The 18,946-nt window shown below is 44.4% G+C and carries 14 protein-coding genes; 6 read left to right on the forward strand and 8 right to left on the reverse strand.

Going from position 1 to position 18,946, the window contains the following annotated elements; translation table 11 throughout:
• Position 1: 1 nt before the first annotated feature.
• Both rppA and QUB13_RS03195 read right to left on the reverse strand, forming a co-directional pair.
• A complete protein-coding gene (gene rppA / locus QUB13_RS03190) occupies positions 2-688 on the reverse strand; it encodes a two-component system response regulator RppA (protein ID WP_333378871.1) in 687 nt (228 codons plus the stop codon).
• Between the two features lie 42 nt (positions 689-730).
• Positions 731-1,114, reverse strand: coding sequence for a nuclear transport factor 2 family protein (locus tag QUB13_RS03195; RefSeq protein ID WP_333378873.1), 384 nt, complete (start codon positions 1,112-1,114; stop codon positions 731-733).
• Between the two features lie 429 nt (positions 1,115-1,543).
• Here QUB13_RS03195 and QUB13_RS30380 point away from each other — a divergent pair, with 429 nt between their 5' ends.
• The gene (locus tag QUB13_RS30380) at positions 1,544-1,666 is read left to right on the forward strand and encodes a hypothetical protein (protein WP_442922127.1); all 123 of its coding nucleotides are present in this window, start codon (positions 1,544-1,546) and stop codon (positions 1,664-1,666) included.
• A 123-nt stretch (positions 1,667-1,789) separates the two neighbouring features.
• Positions 1,790-2,176, forward strand: coding sequence for a hypothetical protein (locus QUB13_RS03200; RefSeq protein WP_333378875.1), 387 nt, complete (start codon positions 1,790-1,792; stop codon positions 2,174-2,176).
• A 132-nt stretch (positions 2,177-2,308) separates the two neighbouring features.
• Here QUB13_RS03200 and QUB13_RS03205 read toward each other — a convergent pair whose 3' ends face one another.
• Entirely contained in the window at positions 2,309-2,701 is a 393-nt protein-coding gene (locus tag QUB13_RS03205; RefSeq protein WP_333378877.1) for a BON domain-containing protein, read from the reverse strand.
• A gap of 356 nt (positions 2,702-3,057) precedes the next feature.
• Here QUB13_RS03205 and QUB13_RS03210 point away from each other — a divergent pair, with 356 nt between their 5' ends.
• Positions 3,058-5,769, forward strand: coding sequence for a cation-translocating P-type ATPase (locus QUB13_RS03210; protein ID WP_333378879.1), 2,712 nt, complete (start codon positions 3,058-3,060; stop codon positions 5,767-5,769).
• An 81-nt stretch (positions 5,770-5,850) separates the two neighbouring features.
• On the forward strand, positions 5,851-6,378 hold the full coding sequence (locus tag QUB13_RS03215; RefSeq protein WP_333378881.1) for a hypothetical protein: 528 nt from the start codon (positions 5,851-5,853) through the stop codon (positions 6,376-6,378).
• 626 nt (positions 6,379-7,004) lie between these two features.
• Here the strand turns inward: QUB13_RS03215 and QUB13_RS03220 are convergent.
• From QUB13_RS03220 to QUB13_RS03230, 3 genes are all read right to left on the reverse strand, one after another.
• Entirely contained in the window at positions 7,005-8,549 is a 1,545-nt protein-coding gene (locus QUB13_RS03220) for a hybrid sensor histidine kinase/response regulator (protein WP_333378883.1), read from the reverse strand.
• Entirely contained in the window at positions 8,549-14,476 is a 5,928-nt protein-coding gene (locus tag QUB13_RS03225) for a hybrid sensor histidine kinase/response regulator (protein WP_333378885.1), read from the reverse strand. Before QUB13_RS03225 ends, QUB13_RS03220 begins: the two co-directional genes overlap by 1 nt.
• A gap of 1,007 nt (positions 14,477-15,483) precedes the next feature.
• Positions 15,484-15,855: an ion channel gene (locus QUB13_RS03230; protein ID WP_333378887.1), complete on the reverse strand. Its 372-nt coding sequence runs from the start codon at positions 15,853-15,855 to the stop codon at positions 15,484-15,486.
• 114 nt (positions 15,856-15,969) lie between these two features.
• Here QUB13_RS03230 and QUB13_RS03235 point away from each other — a divergent pair, with 114 nt between their 5' ends.
• Both QUB13_RS03235 and QUB13_RS03240 read left to right on the forward strand, forming a co-directional pair.
• Complete coding sequence (locus QUB13_RS03235) at positions 15,970-16,170, forward strand: hypothetical protein (RefSeq protein ID WP_333378889.1); 201 nt, start codon at positions 15,970-15,972, stop codon at positions 16,168-16,170.
• Positions 16,171-16,225: 55 nt separating this feature from the next.
• On the forward strand, positions 16,226-17,839 hold the full coding sequence (locus QUB13_RS03240; protein WP_333378891.1) for a cation:proton antiporter: 1,614 nt from the start codon (positions 16,226-16,228) through the stop codon (positions 17,837-17,839).
• Here QUB13_RS03240 and QUB13_RS03245 read toward each other — a convergent pair.
• Both QUB13_RS03245 and gatC read right to left on the reverse strand, forming a co-directional pair.
• On the reverse strand, positions 17,796-18,512 hold the full coding sequence (locus QUB13_RS03245; RefSeq protein WP_333378893.1) for a potassium channel family protein: 717 nt from the start codon (positions 18,510-18,512) through the stop codon (positions 17,796-17,798). The two genes, QUB13_RS03240 and QUB13_RS03245, sit on opposite strands and share 44 nt — an antisense overlap.
• Positions 18,513-18,561: 49 nt before the next feature.
• Positions 18,562-18,843: an Asp-tRNA(Asn)/Glu-tRNA(Gln) amidotransferase subunit GatC gene (gene gatC / locus QUB13_RS03250; RefSeq protein WP_333378895.1), complete on the reverse strand. Its 282-nt coding sequence runs from the start codon at positions 18,841-18,843 to the stop codon at positions 18,562-18,564.
• Between the last annotated feature and the right edge of the window lie 103 nt (positions 18,844-18,946).

Consider the following 18,946-nt stretch of genomic DNA (forward strand, 5'->3'; position numbering starts at 1 on the left):
TTCACGATCGTTGCTTTTGAGGGGAAGTCAGGCGATAACCCATACCGTAAATGCTCTCAATCCAGTCTGCGGCTCCTACAGCCTGCAAGCGTTGGCGGAGTTTGCGAACTAGAACTGCGATCGCATTGCTCTCTGGTTCAGTCCCCCATTCCCACACGCCTTGTTCAATCTGATTCCGAGTCAAAACTTGCCGGGGATGACGCATAAAATACTCCAACAACTGAAACTCGCGACTGGAGAGGGAAACGGTTGCACCTTGTCGCTCAACGGTAAGAGTATCGAGGTGGAGGTGCAGATCCTCAAGGCTGAGCGTATCTCCTTGCCAAAGGGGCGATCGCCGTCTTAATGCCCGCACTCGTGCCATGAATTCAACCAAATCGATCGGTTTCACGAGATAATCATCGGCACCTGCATCTAACCCGGTAACTTTTTCAGGCGTGGTGTCTCTTGCCGTGATCATCAAAACCGGAGCTGTTTTCCCTGTGGCTCGATACTGACGACAGAGATTTACCCCACTGATATGTGGCAACATCCAGTCCAGGATCAACAAATCATAATCTTTTTCTGATAACAGCCACTGTGCCGTCTCTCCATCTTTTACCCCATCTACGCTATGTCCTGCCTGAGACAGCACTGTTTGAAGCGGCATCAGTTGCTTTGGGTCGTCCTCCACAAGTAGGATTCTCATATTTTTCTTTAATTTGGCTGATGGCAGAGAAGTTTGAACTGGTTAGGACTCTGGGGTGGACGATGGAAGTGGACAGACTTCCATAGCTTGAATCAAGCCGTGTTCAAGGGTGAATCGATGGCCCACGTGCTCATCGGCAATAACTGCTCCAGCCAAGTCACGCACGACCTGATGCACATCGACCAAAATGCGCCCGGCCTCCTCCGAGTAAAAGGAAACCGGCTCGACGTGCGGATCGATCTCGCTCCATTGCTCCGTCCAGTAAGCGCGAACTTCTTCAGGCCCACGGACAAAACCGCCTTTGAACGCTTTCGGCCAAGCCACGTCCGTAGTCATGAGGGCAAGGGCAGCGTCAATGTCTCGCGCGTTGAAGGCTGCGTAAGCCGCATGGAGCAGTTCGATTAGGAGTGCAGGTCGATCTGACATAAGTTGATCTGACATAAGAGGTATGGTGACAGCAGGTCTCATTATGCAAGATTATGAGAGTGATTCCCATCCAAACTCGCTATTTTGAGGAATTTCGGTATCTGAAACCATTATTCCCTCGTTAGCAATCTAGGCTTGAAAGCTCAATTTATAGTGCAAGGGTTTCAAAATGAGAATTGCTGTTGATATGCCGATGGAATTTACCTATTTTAAGCATTAATCTAAAAATGCCAACACTTGCTTTTTTTGTACTTGCAGCTTTAGGAGAAATCTCCGGGTGTTACGCTTTCTGGGCATGGGGTGAGACTTGAAAAGAGTATTTTGTGGATTTTTCCAGGCATTTTAGCTTTAATCTGTTTTGCGCTTTCTCTAACTCAAGTCAATGCTTCAAACGCTGGAAGAGTATATGCTGCCTAGGTCGGTATTTACATTCTTGCATCTCTGGTTTGGTTGTGGCTGATTGAAGGAGTTAAGCCAGATAAGTGGGACTTGCTTGGTGTTACAATTTCCCTGATGGGAACCGTTGTAATTTTGTTCAGCCCACATCGCTAATCGGTGTGAATATCGAACTGGAACATTTGACGCATTTCCCTTGAGTAGGATTTCAGCAGAGCGATCGCTCCACTAAAGTGCAAATGGATTGCAGGCCAAGCGTTTAAAACAAATAGGTGTATTATGTGGCAGGTTACTAAACTTTGGCTAAAAGCATCAGGCGCAGAATTTTGGTTGCCGCTACCGTTTGTGGCGATCGCGTTTTGGGTTGGTTCCAGTTTCCTAATGGCTCAAGAATTACAACAACCCCAGATCGTAAAGAATAAACTTCAGGCAGATACCCAGCTTAAAGCAACGGTGTCTGTCAATATATTGCTGATCAACGCGGTGATTAACCGAAAACAAGGAACAACCCTGGTTGCGGTAGAAACAGCAGAACCCATTTTGAAGCGATTGCAATTAGAATTGCCAATGACTGACGCAACCCAGATAGAGACAGCGATCGCGCAAGAACTACAGTTATCGCGTCAAAATGTTCGCCAGTTAGTCCGTTACGAGATCGTTGAATAAGTTTATTGTTTCAATATTGCGATCGCATCCAGTCAAATAAGGTTGCCAAATCCATAGGTTTCCTGGCTGCGATCGCGCAATTCCTCAAGTGGCAAGAAGCGCCAAATACTCTTGCCACTTCACTGTTAGCAACTACTGAATGACGATTTCGTTATTTATCGAAATATTCGGTGCAATTTGCCGAGCAATTTGTTCTGCCAATGCTTTTTGTTCGGCCGTTTGAACGCGCCCGGTTAACACAATCGCATTACCCCGATCGTCTGCGTCCAAATCGAATTGCTTGAGGGTGCCATCGGAGTCCAAGGCATCTTCTACGCGATCGGCAATATCGTCAATGTCTTGATTCTGACCCGTCTGTGCGGTCGTGGTTGCAGGCGCAGGAGCGGTTGGAGCAGTCGTATTTTCAGTTACAGTTGTGGGAGCAGAAGTAGATGGAACAGTTGTCTGTGAAGTATTGGGCGGGTTGCAAGCAGCTAAACCCAAAATTGCAGCAGTGCTGACGCTGATTCCTTTTGCAAATAGCATTGATAATTGCATATTCTTTGTCTGTTTTGTTTGTTTTGAAACGCAATTTTGCCGATAAACCTCAGCATGAAGTATTTGATAATCTCAACTTAACAAGTGAATGTCCGATAGCTCATCCATCAAAAGTAATGCTTTTTACAACCCGATTAAATACCGCAATAAATCAAATCCAGTAAATTAAGGTTTCCAAGTTCATAAGCTATCTCAATCCGTTCTCTGCGTAAGTATATGGAGCAAATGTGATCCAAATATGAGTAACAGAAATCAGTCGATCATTTTTCGCTCACATTCATCAATGACGCTAGAAACAAGACTAAACAACAGACAAGCACTTGGCTTGACAATAAGCGTTATTTATGAATGCAACGAATGAGAAATTACTAGAACACTCTTGGCATCACCTCTCCGTGGAGAAAGTGGCTCGGCTTTTAGAGAGTGACCTTGAAATAGGGCTATCTTCTGATGTGGCAGCAGAGCGGCGCGATCGCCTCGGCCCCAATCAACTAACGGCTCAGAAGCAGCAAAGTGCTTGGCTGCGATTTCTTCAGCAACTGAATCAGCCGCTAATCTACATTTTGTTAGCTGCTGGGATAGTAACAGCATTTCTGAAAGAGTGGATTGATTCAGGTGTAATTTTGGGGGTTGCTCTGACGAACGCCACCATTGGTTTCCTTCAAGAGTCAAAGGCAGAAAATGCGATCGCAGCTCTGGCAAAATCAGTTACCACCGAGGCAACTATTTTCCGCCACGGTCAAAAGCAAGTGGTTTCATCCAGCGAACTGGTTCCTGGCGATCTCGTCTTGCTGTCTTCTGGGGATAAAGTGTCTGCAGATCTGCGGCTGATCGAAGTCCGTGACTTACAGGTCGATGAGTCAGCGTTAACGGGAGAATCTGTCCCGGTTGAGAAGGAATCCCAGGCGCTAGAGGCAGACGCTCCACTGGCCGATCGCACGAACATGGCGTATACCGGAAGCCTGGTAACGTTTGGACAGGGACGCGGACTGGTCGTCAGCATTGGTGACATGACCGAGACCGGACACATCTCCCAACTCATGCAGCAAAGCACCACGTTGGAAACCCCACTGAGTCGCAAAATTGACAAATTTAGCAAAACCTTGCTCTATGTCATTTTAGGTTTGGCTGCCTTCACCTTTGCTGCAGGCATTGCCCAGAGATTTTCTTGGGTTGAGGTGTTCAAGGCATCTGTGGCGCTTGCCGTCAGCGCAATTCCAGAAGGCTTACCCGCGATTTTAACCGTGACACTGGCGATCGGGGTTTCCCGGATGGCAAAGCAGCACGCCATTATTCGCAAACTTCCGGCAATTGAGACGTTGGGTAGCACCACCGTGATTTGTTCCGACAAAACCGGAACCTTGACTGAGAATCAAATGACAGTTCAGGAGATTGATGCCGGTGGCAAGCGATATCGGGTTAGCGGTGGAGGATACGTACCAGACGGGGAAATTTCTGTAAATGGAAATTCCGTCGATCTGACGATCGCACCTGCTTTATATGAATGCCTGCAAGCAGGACTTTTGTGCAACGATTCGCATTTAGAAGTGCAAGATGGAAACTGGACTGTAGTCGGTAGTCCAACGGAAGGGGCGCTGGTTGCGGTAGCCCAAAAAGCGGGGTTAATTACTGAGAAACTGGAGGAAGCGCTTTCCCGGCTCGATACACTGCCGTTTGAATCTCAGTTTCAATACATGGCAACCTTACATGACGATCGTCCAGAACGGTTGATTTATGTCAAGGGTTCAATTGAGGCAATTCTCAAGCGGTGTCGCCAGATGCTGGATGAAGAGGGAGAGACGAGATCCCTCAACCCCGTGCCGATCGAGCAAACCGTGGACAGAATGGCGAAAAAAGGGTTGCGAGTTCTGGCACTTGCCAAGAAAGTTGTACCCGCTTCTCAATCTTCAATTGAGCATTCTGATATTGAGCAAGGGTTAACTTTTCTGGGGCTGCAAGGCATGATCGACCCGCCTCGCCCCGAAGCGATTCAAGCGATTCAAGCCTGTCGGTCTGCGGGAATTCAGGTCAAGATGATTACGGGCGACCATGCCAAAACAGCAGCAGCGATCGCGCACCAAATGGGACTGAATCAAACCCAAGAGGCTCCCGTTTTTACGGGTCAAGAACTCGCTCAAATGAATCAGCAGCAATTAGCCAATGCTGTTGAACAAAGCTGTGTATTTGCTCGTGTAGCGCCAGAACAAAAGCTCCGCATTGTCGAAGCACTTCAGTCTAAAGGCGAGATTGTGGCGATGACTGGAGATGGAGTTAACGATGCTCCCGCCCTGAAGCAAGCTGACATTGGGGTGGCGATGGGTATTACAGGCACCGAAGTTACAAAAGAAGCAGCGGATATGATTCTGACGGATGACAACTTTGCTTCGATCGAGAAAGCCGTTGAAGAAGGACGCACGGTTTACAAAAATCTACTGCGGGCGATCGCCTTCATCCTGCCCGTGAATGGTGGAGAGTCCATGACCATCTTGATTGCCGTACTTTTGGCAACCCCGCTACCCATTTTGCCAGTACAAATTCTCTGGCTGAATATGGTCAGTTCAGTTGCGTTGAGCTTACCGTTGGCATTTGAGCCGCCCTCTCCCGATGTCATGCAACAGCCACCTCGACCCGCTAACGAACCGCTGCTGTCTCGCAGGCTGATCGCCCGGATTCTGACAGTTTCACTCTTTAACTGGATTGCGATCTTTGGAACGTTTGAATGGATCGTCCCAACCACAGACAATGAAGCTTTAGCCCGGACGATGGCAATTCAAGCGTTGGTTGCCGCAGAAGCTTTTTACCTGTTAAGCATTAGCCGCTTTGTTCCGGGGATCGTCGCGAAATTACGCGGTAAAGATGAATCGGTTGGCTACGCGGTAGCGATCGGCATTGGGAGCGTTTTCATTCTCCAATTCCTGTTTAGCCAATGGGGTATTATGAACCAGCTATTCGACACTGAAGCCTTAAGCCCGATGCAGGGTTTGATTTGCGTCGGATGCGGACTGCCCATGCTTGCTCTGTCAGCTTTGCTAAAGCGTTTTGCACCTCTTAATTAGGTTGCTTTTGTGGGGTGTTAGTTCCGATTGTCTTTCTAGACTGCCCTTCAAAATTACGCCGTTAAATATTCAATTTTTCTCATGACTTCCCAAAATTTCAAACGTGCTAGCGGCCTATTTACTAATCATCGAAACGCAGAGCAGGCGCTAGTTGAGCTAAAAAGCAGGGGCTTCCCCATGCACAAGATTTCAGTGATTGCTAAACCTTCTGACAATGATGATCTGTACTCTCTGGGTGTGCAGAAAATTTTAATCACAAGAGCAGCAGGTGCACAAGTAGGCGCGATCTTAGGCAGCATACGACTAGGTTCACTAGCCTTGATTGTTGGACTCAGCAGCCTGCTAATTCCCGGTATTGGTCCGGCATTAGCGGTGGAAAGCATTTTAGCAACTTTCCTTGGAAGTGGGATTGCTGCAACTGCTGGTGGTCTATATGGCGCACTTCAAGGATGGTTGGTGCCAGAAGAACAAGCAAGAATTTACAACGACAGATTTAACCAGGGAGATTATTTGATCGTCATGGAGGTAAGAGAAAATGAGGTCCTGATTGCTGAACCTGTCCTTAAACGTTGGGAGATTCGGACGTGGCGTGTCTATGATGCTAACTGAATCAAAGGTAAGAAAGGACGATTACCCTACTCCCAGACAAGACAATTAGCTCTGGTTTCTCTTTGATGAATTCGCCAACGGTATCCTTTTAAACCCAGGGCTTTTTCATTCTCAGGAAAACCAGGGTTTTGTCGGGGTAGTGCCAAGAATGCCGACCCTTCCCATCCATGAGGGCAACCGCGGAGGGATTGCCCGTACAGGTGTTTGGTGAGATTGGGGCAGCCACTATACGCTGCCCCTACAAGAGAATGAAACAGCCCTGCGAAGCGGGGAACTTAAGCTTAATTGTCACCAATGGCCGCAGGCATCGCACCCACCTACAGCAGATTGCAAGCTTACAGATGACAGTAGCAGCATTTAGTAAACCAGTTTTTTAGATGTTGAGGATTGATTAAATCGAGTGCGACGGCAATTAATGTATCAATCATTTTTGTTTTGGTTCGAGAAAACTTACGCAGAAAAGACTTAAGTTGCGACCAATATAATTCCATGATACTGATGCTTTGTCAGCTTTGAGAACAGCTATATTTTATAAATTTGTGCGCTGGTTGCAAGAAAATATAGACGTATTTACTGCCTGTCAATCCCGTTTGGAATTTATTTGGGTAAAATTTGTTTAAGTCCCGCTAAGAAATTCCCAAAGCTGTTTCAGACATCGTAATGAAATTGTTCGCTAAAACTCGCTGGTGAATTGGAATATCAATAATAAACTTTGCCCCCTGATTAGGAGCTGAAATACAATTGAGCTGACCGCCATGTTTCTCCACTACAATCTGATGGGAAATTGACAACCCAATACCAGTACCCTTCCCTACAGGCTTAGTAGTAAAAAATGGCTCAAATAGGCGTTGGCTAATGTCTTCTGTCATCCCCGGCCCATTATCCTTAATCTGGATTAACACCCGATTAGATTCCGTGACCTCAGTGCGAATAAAAATTTTAGAAGGATTAGCTTTCATTTCACTTAACGATCTCGTCATATTATAATCATCTAAGGCATCAATAGCATTAGCAACAAGATTCATAAACACCTGGTTAAGCTGACCAGCATAACACTCTACCAGAGGCAGATGGCCGAACTCTCTGACCACCTCAATTGGAGGTCGATCGCCCCTGCCTTTAACACGGTTATGCAAAATCAACAGAGTGCTATCAATACCCTGGTGAATATCCACTGGTTTCATCTCAGATTCATCCAATCGCGAGAAGATTCGCAGCGACTGAACAATTTCGCGAATACGGTCTACACCTACCTTCATTGACATCAGCAGTTTAGGCAAGTCTTCAACCAAAAACTCCAGTTCGATCTCGTCTATTTTTTCTTCAATTTTTTTCCCCGAAACGGGGAATTCCTGCTGATAAAGATTCACGAGTTCAATCAGACTTTTGGTATAGTCATGGGCGTAAGAAAGATTCCCAAAAATAAAATTAACGGGATTATTTATTTCATGAGCTACACCTGCAACAAGCTGACCTAGAGAAGACATTTTTTCGCTCTGCACAAGTTTAGTCTGGGTCAATTGCAATTCGCGAAAAGCTTTTTCTAAGCATTGAGATTGGGTTCGCAATTGAGCTTCCGATTGTTGCAATCCCGCCTCTGCTTGCAGACGCTCTCGAATCTCCTGTTTGAGCAATTGATTGGATTGAAAAAGTTCCGCCGTCCTTTCCTCAACTCGCCTTTCCAACTCCGATGCTAGCTTCAAGAGCGAGGATTCCGCTTTGACACGCTGTTCGATTTCTGCTTGCAAGCACACATTTTTCTCTAAGAGTTTCTTCGACAGGTTGCGGATCTTCATGTGGACATTAACGCGAGCTAAAACCTCTTCATGCTGAAGAGGCTTAGTGATATAATCCACCGCACCAAGACTCAAGCCTTTAACCTTATCCACCGTATCCGCAAGAGCCGTCATAAAAATCACGGGAATGTCTCTCGTTAAATCATTGGCTTTCAAACGGCTGCAAGTTTCAAACCCATCTATTCCCGGCATAAGCACATCCAACAGGATCAAATCGGGCGCGGCATATTCGACCTTCTGGAGAGCACTTTGCCCATCCCTAGCTACCAATACTTTGAAGCCATAATCAGCCAAAAAATCGAACAGGACACCTAAATTAGTGGGGGTATCATCTACGATTAAAATTGTGCTTTGTTCGTGAAATTCGCTAGTCATTATTTTGCATTCCTATATTTCTTAATAAACTCCAAGATTTGTTTTTCTTCAAATCCTTTCACTAACTGGCGCAGATGGGTAGCAAAGGGCCCCCACTGTTCATTAAGTTGTTCTAGCTTTGTAGCTTTGTCCCCAATGGCTCGCAGATCGCCCATCATCGCTAGATTGAATAAAGCGGCGATTTCTTCATCGGGTGGAGCTACAATTTCAGAGCTTAAAGATTTTTTTTCTGTTTCGGATTTCCGAATTTCTTCCAAATTTTCTTCATAGATCCATTCTAACCCTAAATGAGTACGTAATTTTTCTAAAAGCTCCTCTATTCGTATGGGCTTGGGAATAAAATCATTGCAACCTACCTCCACACTTTGTTGTTTATCAAAATCAAAAACGCTGGCCGAAGTAGCAATCACCACTAAATTAGTCTGACCTTGTGATTTCCGAATCCGGCGGGTCGCTTCTAAGCCGCTCATTATTGGCATCATCAAGTCCATTAAGATACAATCGGGTTTAAACTCTTGCGCCTTGTTTAAACAGTCTTGGCCCTCCATTGCTTCCACAAGTTCAAATCCTAAAGGCTGAAGCATTCCCACCATCATCGAGCGATTCTGCCACTTGTCGTCAGCGATGAGAATTTTTCGCTTTTCGCCTTTGAAACCAACGATGATGTGAGCATTCGCTTTGGCTGCATTAGTCGCCCATTCCGATACCTCTGGCAAATCTAAATCGAAGAAGAAAACGCTCCCTTGTCCTAATGTACTCTTCACCTTTATTTCACCGCCCATCATCTGGACTAATTGGCGGCTAATTGCCAGTCCTAATCCTGTTCCTTCAACCTTAAGGTTGGCCTCTCCTACTTGGTGAAAAGGCAAAAATATGTCTTGCAATTGCTCTGGTGCCATACCAACTCCGGTATCTTCCACTTGAAACCGGATTTTGCCATCCTGATATCCTACTTTGAATGCCACCCCACCTTGTTCAGTAAACTTAATCGCATTGCCGAGCAAGTTGATTAAAACTTGCCGCAACCGTTTTTCATCACCCTCGACGGCAAGAGGTAGTTTGGTAATTGGCTCGTAAATCAGAGAGATTCCCTTTTGTTCTGCGCGAATATTGCAAATTTCAGCGATGCCTTCCAAAAATTCTGAGAAAGGGAAATTACTCAGGTGGATTTCCATTTTTCTGGCTTCGATTTTGGACAGGTCTAAAATATCGTTAATTAGGGTTAAGAGGTGTTCGCCACACTGATTAATTACGTTCAGACCATCTTTTTGCTGTTCAGCCAAGTTTTTTTGTCGCTTGAGGATTTGGGTGTAACCCAAAATGCCATTAAGTGGCGTTCGGAGTTCGTGGCTCATATTAGCAAGAAACTCACTTTTGGCAGAGTTGGCGGCTTTCGCTAATTCTTCTGCTTTTTGTAAATGGATATTTTTTTCTTGCAACTGTTGCGTTCTTTCTGCCACCTTTGCTTCTAAACTGGCGTTGGCTGCTTCCAAATCGTTATAGAGACGGGCATTTTCAATCGAAATAGCTGCTTGAGAAGATAAAAGTTGTAAAACTTCTAAACGATCTGGAGTAAAAGCACCAGTTGTGAGATTATTTTCTAAGTAAAAAATGCCAGTCAGTTTGCCTTGATGGATGATAGGAGTGCATAATACTGACTTGGGTTTTTGGTTGACGATATAAGTATCTGCCGTGAAGGTTCCCTCACAACTCGCATCGTTTAATACAACATTTTCCTGAGTTCGGGCAACATAGTTAATCAAAGATATGGGTAGTTGCTGACTTTTTTCTACGGGTATTGTTTGCAGCACTTCTACATCGCTATCTACGGTTCCGTAGGCTTCAATTAGTAGATTTCCAGCTTTTTCTAAAATGAAAGTGCCACTTTGAGCACCCGCATTCTCGATCGCAATTTTCATCAACTTCGCCAGCAGCTTACTCAGCACAATTTCACCAGAAAGAGCTTGAGATGCTTTGATCACAGTAGCTAAATCTAGAGATCCTGCACTCCCTCCACTCGTCGCAGTAGTGGTCATACCGACCTGGCTACGTTGAGTTTCTGGCTTGGCTATCCGGGAAAATATTTGAGGATATCTGGCTTCCAAATCTTTGACTATAGCTTTAGCTCCCCAGCGAATATATCCGTAGTAAGCATCGGTTAAATAAACCCGAGCAATTTTATCTTTAGAGCGGGACAAATAAAATTCTGCCGCCAGTTCGTTGGCTAAGCATTCTTCTTGGATATATCCCTGTTCTTTGGCTCCTGCTATCGCGCGATCGTAATAATCGCTAGCTTCTAAAGGTTGTCCCAAAATCCGCGCTTTTTCTGCTTCTACTAAGTCATACTTATGCTGGAAGTTGCACGGCGCATGAAACGCCCAAGTCTTCATTTTTTCTTGGTTTGCTGCTACTTCACTTAGATATTCTTCTTTCTCTTTTGCCGAGGCTTTTGGAGACAGTGCTAGGAGGGCAAGAGAATAGTAGAAGTTGTAGATACTCATGTGCATTAATCCTGCCCCCATGCTGGCATATTTTAATGCTAAATGAGCAATCATCACTGTTTGATTAAACTCTTTAAATAAATAAGATAGCATCATTTTGCCGGCATAATAGGCATAGAGCAAAGTCCCATTGTTAGAAGCTATAATTCCTGGCAGTAGTTCTTCTTCATTAAAGCTGGCACCTCGTAAATGGTATTTGTCCGAGTTTTTGTCCAGTAAATTGTCAACTATTTGCTGGTAAACTTTAACAAATAAAGTATCATATTCTTGTTTGAGTTGAATAGTCATGGCAACATATTTTGCCTGTTCTTGCTCAAGTTTTTGTAGTTCTCCCCCGCTCAAAAATAAGTGATTGCAATAATTGGCTATACTGTGACAAGCATATTCTATATCTCCAGTTTCCATACCACTTTGAATTGCATCAACCAAAGGTTCTATGGTAGCAGTAAGTGGATCTTTCCAAAATCTGACAAGACAATTGAATATACAAACTATTTTCGATTTAAGGCTGACTGTGTTAAGTTTTTCTAGTAGTAAAATCGCTAATTTACCAAAACGATATCCAGAATCTATGTCTCCTAAACCTCCACAGATTAGCACTCCATACCAAACATAAGCAAAAGCAGATTGAGGCGAATTTCCATACTTAATAGACAAGGTTATTTTTGTATAAAGAATTCGCGGAAACATCGCAGGATCTACAATAAAAGCCGGTGTTATAATGAGATTTAATATTCGCATAGCTGCGAGTTTATCGGGCTCTGTCATTGCTGGCAAGTTAGCTAAATCATCAAATATCAGTTCTTGAGGAGGTTCTTGCTCTAAGCGAATTCCGAACATTTCCAGAACTGCGAGCCCATTCTCTATAGCTGATTGCCTCCGATTTTCAGACATCTCTAATTGAATTCTAAGTTCGTAGACCTTGCCTTTTTCCAGAAGTGTTTTCGCTTGTTTCAGGATAGTCTCAGACAACTGTTGCGATCGCTCAAAGTTAGTGTTTATATATTCAGTTTCTGCTGCTTCCAGATAGAGGTTAAACGTCAGCTCATATTGAATCTCCCAGCTATCCTCCGCGAGAAGTCCTAAACCCATATTCAAATATTTGACAGCCGATTCATAAGCTGTTGCTGCTTTGGCTTTCTGTCCGGCGATCAGATTGAGGTCTGCCAGCTCATATCTTTCCAACTCCAAAGTGATTAAATCCGTTCCGTAATTTAGTTGGTTAACCAGTGCAAAGATATTTTCTTTTCGTTCTTCAGGCGTTGTGGAATGCAGCAGTAGTTGACCGATTTTTAGGTGAGCTTCTTTTTTCTGCTCGTCGGGGATCAGACAATAAGATGCCTGTTGCACTCGGTCGTGCAAAAACTTGTAGGTGACATTAAACTGCTCGGTTGACTTTTCTCTGGATGTTTCCGGGTCAAATAATAAGGGGATTTTGTAGGAATTATCTAGCGGCAGAACGAAACCAGTTTGTAGCGCTTCCCATAAATCTATTGCCGTCTCTGACTGGGATTTTTTATTAGCAATTGCCAAAACATCTAAACTGAATTTATCTCCAATACAGGCAGCTAATTTTAAGACATTCTGCGTCTGGGACGATAGCTTTTGAATCTGGCTGACCATCAATTCGACGACGTTATTGCTAATCTCAATGCCTTGAAGCTGTTGAATATCCCACTGCCAACAAACTCGATCGAAATCAAAAGATAGGAGTTTGTCTTGATAAAGAGACTTGAGTAGTTGAGTTAAGAAGAAGGGATTCCCCTGGGTTTTATTAAAAACTAACTCAGCGAGGGGCGCAACTTGGGAAATTTGACTGCGAAGAGTTTCGCTCACTAATTGGTTAACATGAGATATCTCTAAAGATTGGAGGATAATATTATTTACTGTTGCCCTGGTCTTTTGAATTTGCTCTAAGGTATAAATTAAGGGATGAGTGGCACTGACTTCATTATCCCGATAAGCCCCAATTAATAGCAGATATTTGCTATCTGGATCGGTCATAATTAACTGGATGAGTTTGAGGGAAGCTGAATCGGCCCACTGCAAGTCATCCAAAAATATCACTAGGGGGTGTTCGGCTTTACTAAACACCTGTATAAATTTTTGAAACACTCGATTAAATCGGTTTTGAGATTCAGTCGGTCCCAAGGTCGGAACCGCAGGCTGTGGATCGACAATCTTTTCTACTTCGGGAATAACATCAATAATAATTTGCCCATTGGCACCAAGTGCTTCGAGAATTTTAGCTTTCCAAATTGCTATTTGAGCGGAACTTTCAGTTAGCAGTTGCCGCATCAATCCTTGAAATGCTTGAATTAAAGAAGCATAAGGAATATTCCGCTTAAATTGGTCAAATTTACCAGAAAGAAAATACCCTCGCGATCCGACTATAGGTTTATCAACTTCGTTAACCAAGGAAGATTTGCCGATACCTGAATAACCGGAAACTAGCATCATTTCCGTTTTCCCACCACTGACGCGAGCGAAGGCTTCTAGCAAACTAGCAACTTCCCTTTCCCGTCCATAGAGTTTTTGCGGAATCAGAAATTGGCTGTAGGAATCTAGTTGACCTATAATAAAGTGGCAAATTTCTCCTGAAGAAAGCATCTGCTGGCAGGTTTCTAAGTCAACCTTTAGTCCCAAAGCACTTTGATATCTATCTTCAGCGGTTTTAGATAATAATTTCATTACGATCTCAGAAACTGCATCCGGGATTTCTGCATTCAGTTCTTTAGGAGGTATTGGTGCTTTAGCTATATGGCAGTGAACGAATTCTAGGGGGTCTTTTGCCGCAAAAGGTAGCTTGCCAGTCAGCATTTCATAAAATGTAATACCGAGGGAGTAAAAGTCGGTACGGTAGTCAACTGAGCGGTTCATTCTGCCGGTTTGTTCCGGCGACATATAGGCGAGAGTTCCTTCTAATAAGTTGGGATTGGTGACGGTTTGATTTTCTCGATCTAAGAGAGAAGCAATGCTAAAATCAATTATTTTTACTTCTTTTGTTTTTGGGTTAATTAGGATATTTTCGGGCTTAATATCTTTATGTATAACATTACTGTGATGGATCTCCCCAAGAGTTTTGGCTAACTGGATTCCGATTTTGAGAAATGGGTTTATAGCCAAGGGTTGACTGTGGAGAAAATCTTTCAAAGATTGACCGCTAAAATTTTCTACTATCAGGGCTAAGCCGTTATGATAGTTTTCTAAGGCTATAGACTTTACTATTCCTTCACTTTTTAAATGTCTGAGGATTTTATGTTCGTGTCTTAAGCGGGAAATTTCTTCGATTGTCGGATGCTCAGCTTTGAAGGTTTTGACAATCGCCGAGGTTCGATCGAGTTCTTGTGTGCCGCGATAAATAATAGTATTGACACTTTCGTAAATGGCTTCGCTGAGGTGGTAACCAAAAATGCTAGTGGTCATGTGCGTAATTTTACTAATAAGAAATTGAAGAACCGGCGGTAGCTAAGTAGGCATACTGATATTTATGGCAGAATGTTTTAAATCTCTTTAAATGCACTACAAATAAGTATAATCTAAGGCTTTTTTAAATTTCTTTAAAGTTAACAAATCTAAATATAAAAAAAACTAATAATTGTCCACCAGTATGAATATCTAGAATCTTTCTCATAAAGAGGAGGTACAATAACAGCAGTAACTAAACCAGATTTAAAGATTTTATCATGTAACTTAGCAGAACAGATTAATCAGTATCGAACAATTAAGACCAACCTGATTTATACCACACTAACCTCTGAATCCTAGGTTACGAAGTTATCTACACGGTGGAGGACAAATTCCTACATCAGTCCATCTGTTTATCAAACAGAATAAGAAGGCAAAGCTGAATCAATACAGACAAAAAGACTACTAATTTTACCATTTTCTCTCCGTTTCTATTTTATTTCAAGCACGATATTGAAAATTTGTCAGCATCAATTCCGTCACGATTGCTAGTTGAAGCACTGTATTAAAAATGTCACTGTGATGACTCAACATACGTTATTTGTATGCGTACTTTGTCCTTCCTCAAGCATTGAGCAACAGCAAGCTGGACTGAGCGCAGGTCAATCTCTATTCAATCAGTTGAGTGAGGAATGAGCATCTAAGGGTTTTGCAATCATCCAGAGCTACCAGAAAAAATGCAATCTAAAAACGATTCAAAGTGTTTTCAAGGCGCGTGCGATCGGGAGCATCTCAATGAAAGCAGCCAAGCTAGAAATTGGAGGTAGGAGGCCCGAGACTGCGGGACAGGAGGAAAGAGTCAATCGATTTTAGATTTTAGATTAAAGAATTGAAGCATTGACCCCACGGATAAATTCGGGGGGCAAGTTTCATCGGAAACAGGTTTTTTATTTCTCCACGGATGAATCCGGGGGCTTGTATCCTGGATGCTTTCGGTCAGAAATCGGGAGTCAAAAGAAGTATTTTTACAAATATGAGATGCTCCCCGTGCGATCGCTCAGCGAAATCAGTCTATGCAAGCCTAGAGTAGCCAAGTGAGCAATAAAGACCACTTCGACTAGGAAATGGCTCATTGCCTCTAAAGTGACGATTGCCCAAGCTAATCCCACTGGAGTTTGAGTGCCATAGCCAATTCGGAAAAATGTTTCGACACTGAAATACAAAAAGGGCAGAAATCCAGCTACAGGTTTCCCATTACGCTCCTGAAGTCCTCCCCATTCCAGTGCATCCAGGCTCCAATAAGCAAGAGCAAAAATGAGAACCAGGCTAAGCGAAACGATCGTCAATTGCCAAAGGGCGAAAAGCCAGCGAGATTTTGTGGTGCGATCGGTTGTCATAACTATTTCCCGAAAGTGAATAAACTGATTGCTCTGTGACAGCCCATCTCTTCTAGCAGGAAACTAGCTTCTAGAGCAGTGTGAGGTTTTACGCTCTGTATCAGATTGTTGCCCTTGTCAGGCAGTTTGGGAGCAACAAGAGGTAATGACGATCGCAGCGATATCAGATTGTTGCCCTTGTCAGGCAGTTTGGGAGCAACAAGAGGTAATGACGATCGCGCCGATCGCCCAACAAACCCAGAGATGCTGTTTCAGCTCCATCGATATTCATCCAAACACAGCATAATATATGCAGTTACGCCTAAATCAGAGTGAATCATCTCCTGTAGACTCAAACGCAGGAAAGCAAGTTTATGGAGGAGCATCGGTAATGCAGTGGATTGTAGCGCAACAACCCCCCCTAGGTAGCAGTTCCGCCATAGAAAGCCAAACGTCAGGAGCCATTCCAGAAATGATCATCATCTTGATCATTCTGCTGCTGCTTGCAACTGTTGTTGCTCTGGTAACCCAGCGATTAAGAATTCCTTATGTTACAGGTTTGGTGTTGGCAGGGTTACCAATCACAGAGGTTTTGTCCCGTCGAATTGGTTTAGATCCATCTTTAGTATTAAATCTTTTCCTACCAATTCTGATTTTTGAAGCCTCGATCAATACTGATATCAGCCGTCTCCGCAGCACCTTTAAGCCGATCGCCCTGCTGGCGGGTCCAGGCTCGATCTTTTCCTCAGCAATTATCGCTGTTCTGGTTAAATTTGGGCTAGGGCTAGACTGGATTCCGGCATTGCTGATCGGAGTCATTCTGGCAAATACGGATACTGTCTCAATGATCGCAGTTTTTAAGGAGATCCGTGTGCCTTCCCGGCTATCCACCATCGTGGAAGGAGAAACTCTGTTCAATGATGCGGCTGCTCTAATTTCATTTAATTTGGTTTTGGTAATTTATGCGACAGGATCTCTCACCGCTGTACAAGGCGTGAAGGAACTGCTCGTGGTTGCGTTAGGTGGGGCAGTGGTCGGGGGTGTTTTAGGTTACTTGAGCGTGCCGATATTTGTTCGCTTAAACGATCCGTTGAGTAGCCTTTTGCTAACCGTCGCTCTCGCATTGGGAACCTTCCAAATCGGACAATTTTTAGGCGTATCGGGCGCGGTGGCCGTGGTCATCACCGGACTTGTTTTTGGCAACCTCGGGCTGCCTCGCAGTTCGTCTGCCTCGGATCGGATTACCTTGCTGAGTTTCTGGGAATACGCTGGTTTTGGCGTCAATACGTTTATTTTCCTGCTGATTGGAATTGAAATTAACCCGCTGACGCTGTGGAGAATTTTGCCATCCATTTTATTGGTCATTCTGGCCTATCAACTGGGACGGATTCTCTCGGTCTATTTGTTATTAGCGGGGCTGCGCTGGTTCGATCGCCCCATTCCGCTACGCTGGCAGCACATTTTGGTTTTAGGGAATATTAAAGGGTCTCTCTCAATGGCCTTAGCTGTTGCGATTCCCTTGACCCTACCAGGACGCGATAACATTATTGCCCTGGTTTTCGGTGCAGTTTTATTCTCCTTGGTCGGACAGGGATTAAGTTTACCGTGGATAGTAAAACGGCTAAAAATTAGCCGTGTTTCTGATGTAATGCAGGAAGCTGGGCAGTTACAGATTCAGTTGATCGCTTCCAAAGCGGCTCAAGATGAGCTAGATAGTTTGCTGAAATCTGGCGTGTTGCCGAAGGCAGTTTACGAGGAGTTGTGGGCATCGTATCAAGCACGAGTAGCACACTCTGAGCGAGAGCTGCGCGATCTATACAATAAACATCGGGCCGGTCAAATAGAGGGCGATCGCAGCGGGCTAGATACGATTCGACGGCGATTGCTTTTAGCAGAAAAAGGAGCCGTTAGCGATGCCCTCCGCAAGCGAATTGTTCCAGAGGATCTGGTTCATCCTTACATCAAAGATTTGGATGAGAAACTTCTAACGTTGGCAGATGACTAGCGCGAATGCCTAGGTAATCAATCATTGGGTGAACTAGCTCTGGACGGGTGACGACGAGGATGGTAGAACCTGCTTCTAGAACAGTATTGCCGTTCGGAATCTCCAGATTGGCGCAGGCATGGCATTGATAACCAATAATCAGCGAACCTGTTGGAAAGCGGGGGTCTTGAGCAATTTGAGCAACGGTGCGACCTGCCACATTGCAATCGCCTGGAACGGGCAGCTTTAGCACCTCGACTTGTCCTTGTTCAAAGTGCATCATCGACTCGATTTGGGGGTATTCAATCGCATTCGCCATTGTTGCGACAGCCAAATCAATAGTGCTGATGATGTGACTGGCTCCGGCAATGCGATAGGCTTCCAGGAATTCGCGCTCGCGCATTCGCACCACAATATGGGAAATGCCATAGCTCCTGGATAAGGTGATCAGCGCTAAATTCAGTGCATCATCCCTGAGTGCTGTAATGACTGCGCTTGCTTGTTTAATTCCGGCTTCCAGAAGAACCGTTGTGCTCACCGCACTGCCTTCAAATGTCATCACTCCGATTTTTTCACGAGCAAAGCGACAGGCAAGCGGGTCGAGATCGATGATTGCAACCGTATGACCGAGTTTTAATAACTGCTGGGCTAAACTCAGCCCCATCATTCCTGCTCCACCAATTAATACGTACATGACTGACTGTCATCCCAACAATGAACATTACAGATCGATCGCTATAAACCTACATAATCTTAGGAACTTTAAAAAACTCCCCATCGCGATCGGGTGCTCCCTCCAAAATACTTTCTCCGTTAGCAAAAGGTTGCAAATCGTCCGATCGCATAATATTGCTAACATCAATCGCCCGAGTAGTCGGCTGTACCTTACTTGTATCCAGTTCTCTCAACTGCTCAAAATAATCCAAAATACCGTTCAGTTGACCAGTAAACTGCTCTTCTTCTTCCGGCGTTAATTCCAATCGGGCTAAATTTGCTACTTTCCGAACTTCTTCTTTGTCAATCATAATATATTGGGAATTGGGAATTAGGAATTGGGAATTGGGAATTGGGAATTGGGAATTGGGAATTGGGAATTGGGAATTGGGAATTGGGAATTGGGAATTGGGA

The organism is Microcoleus sp. B4-D4, from assembly GCF_036705185.1.
Taxonomy (GTDB): Bacteria; Cyanobacteriota; Cyanobacteriia; order Cyanobacteriales; family Microcoleaceae; genus Microcoleus.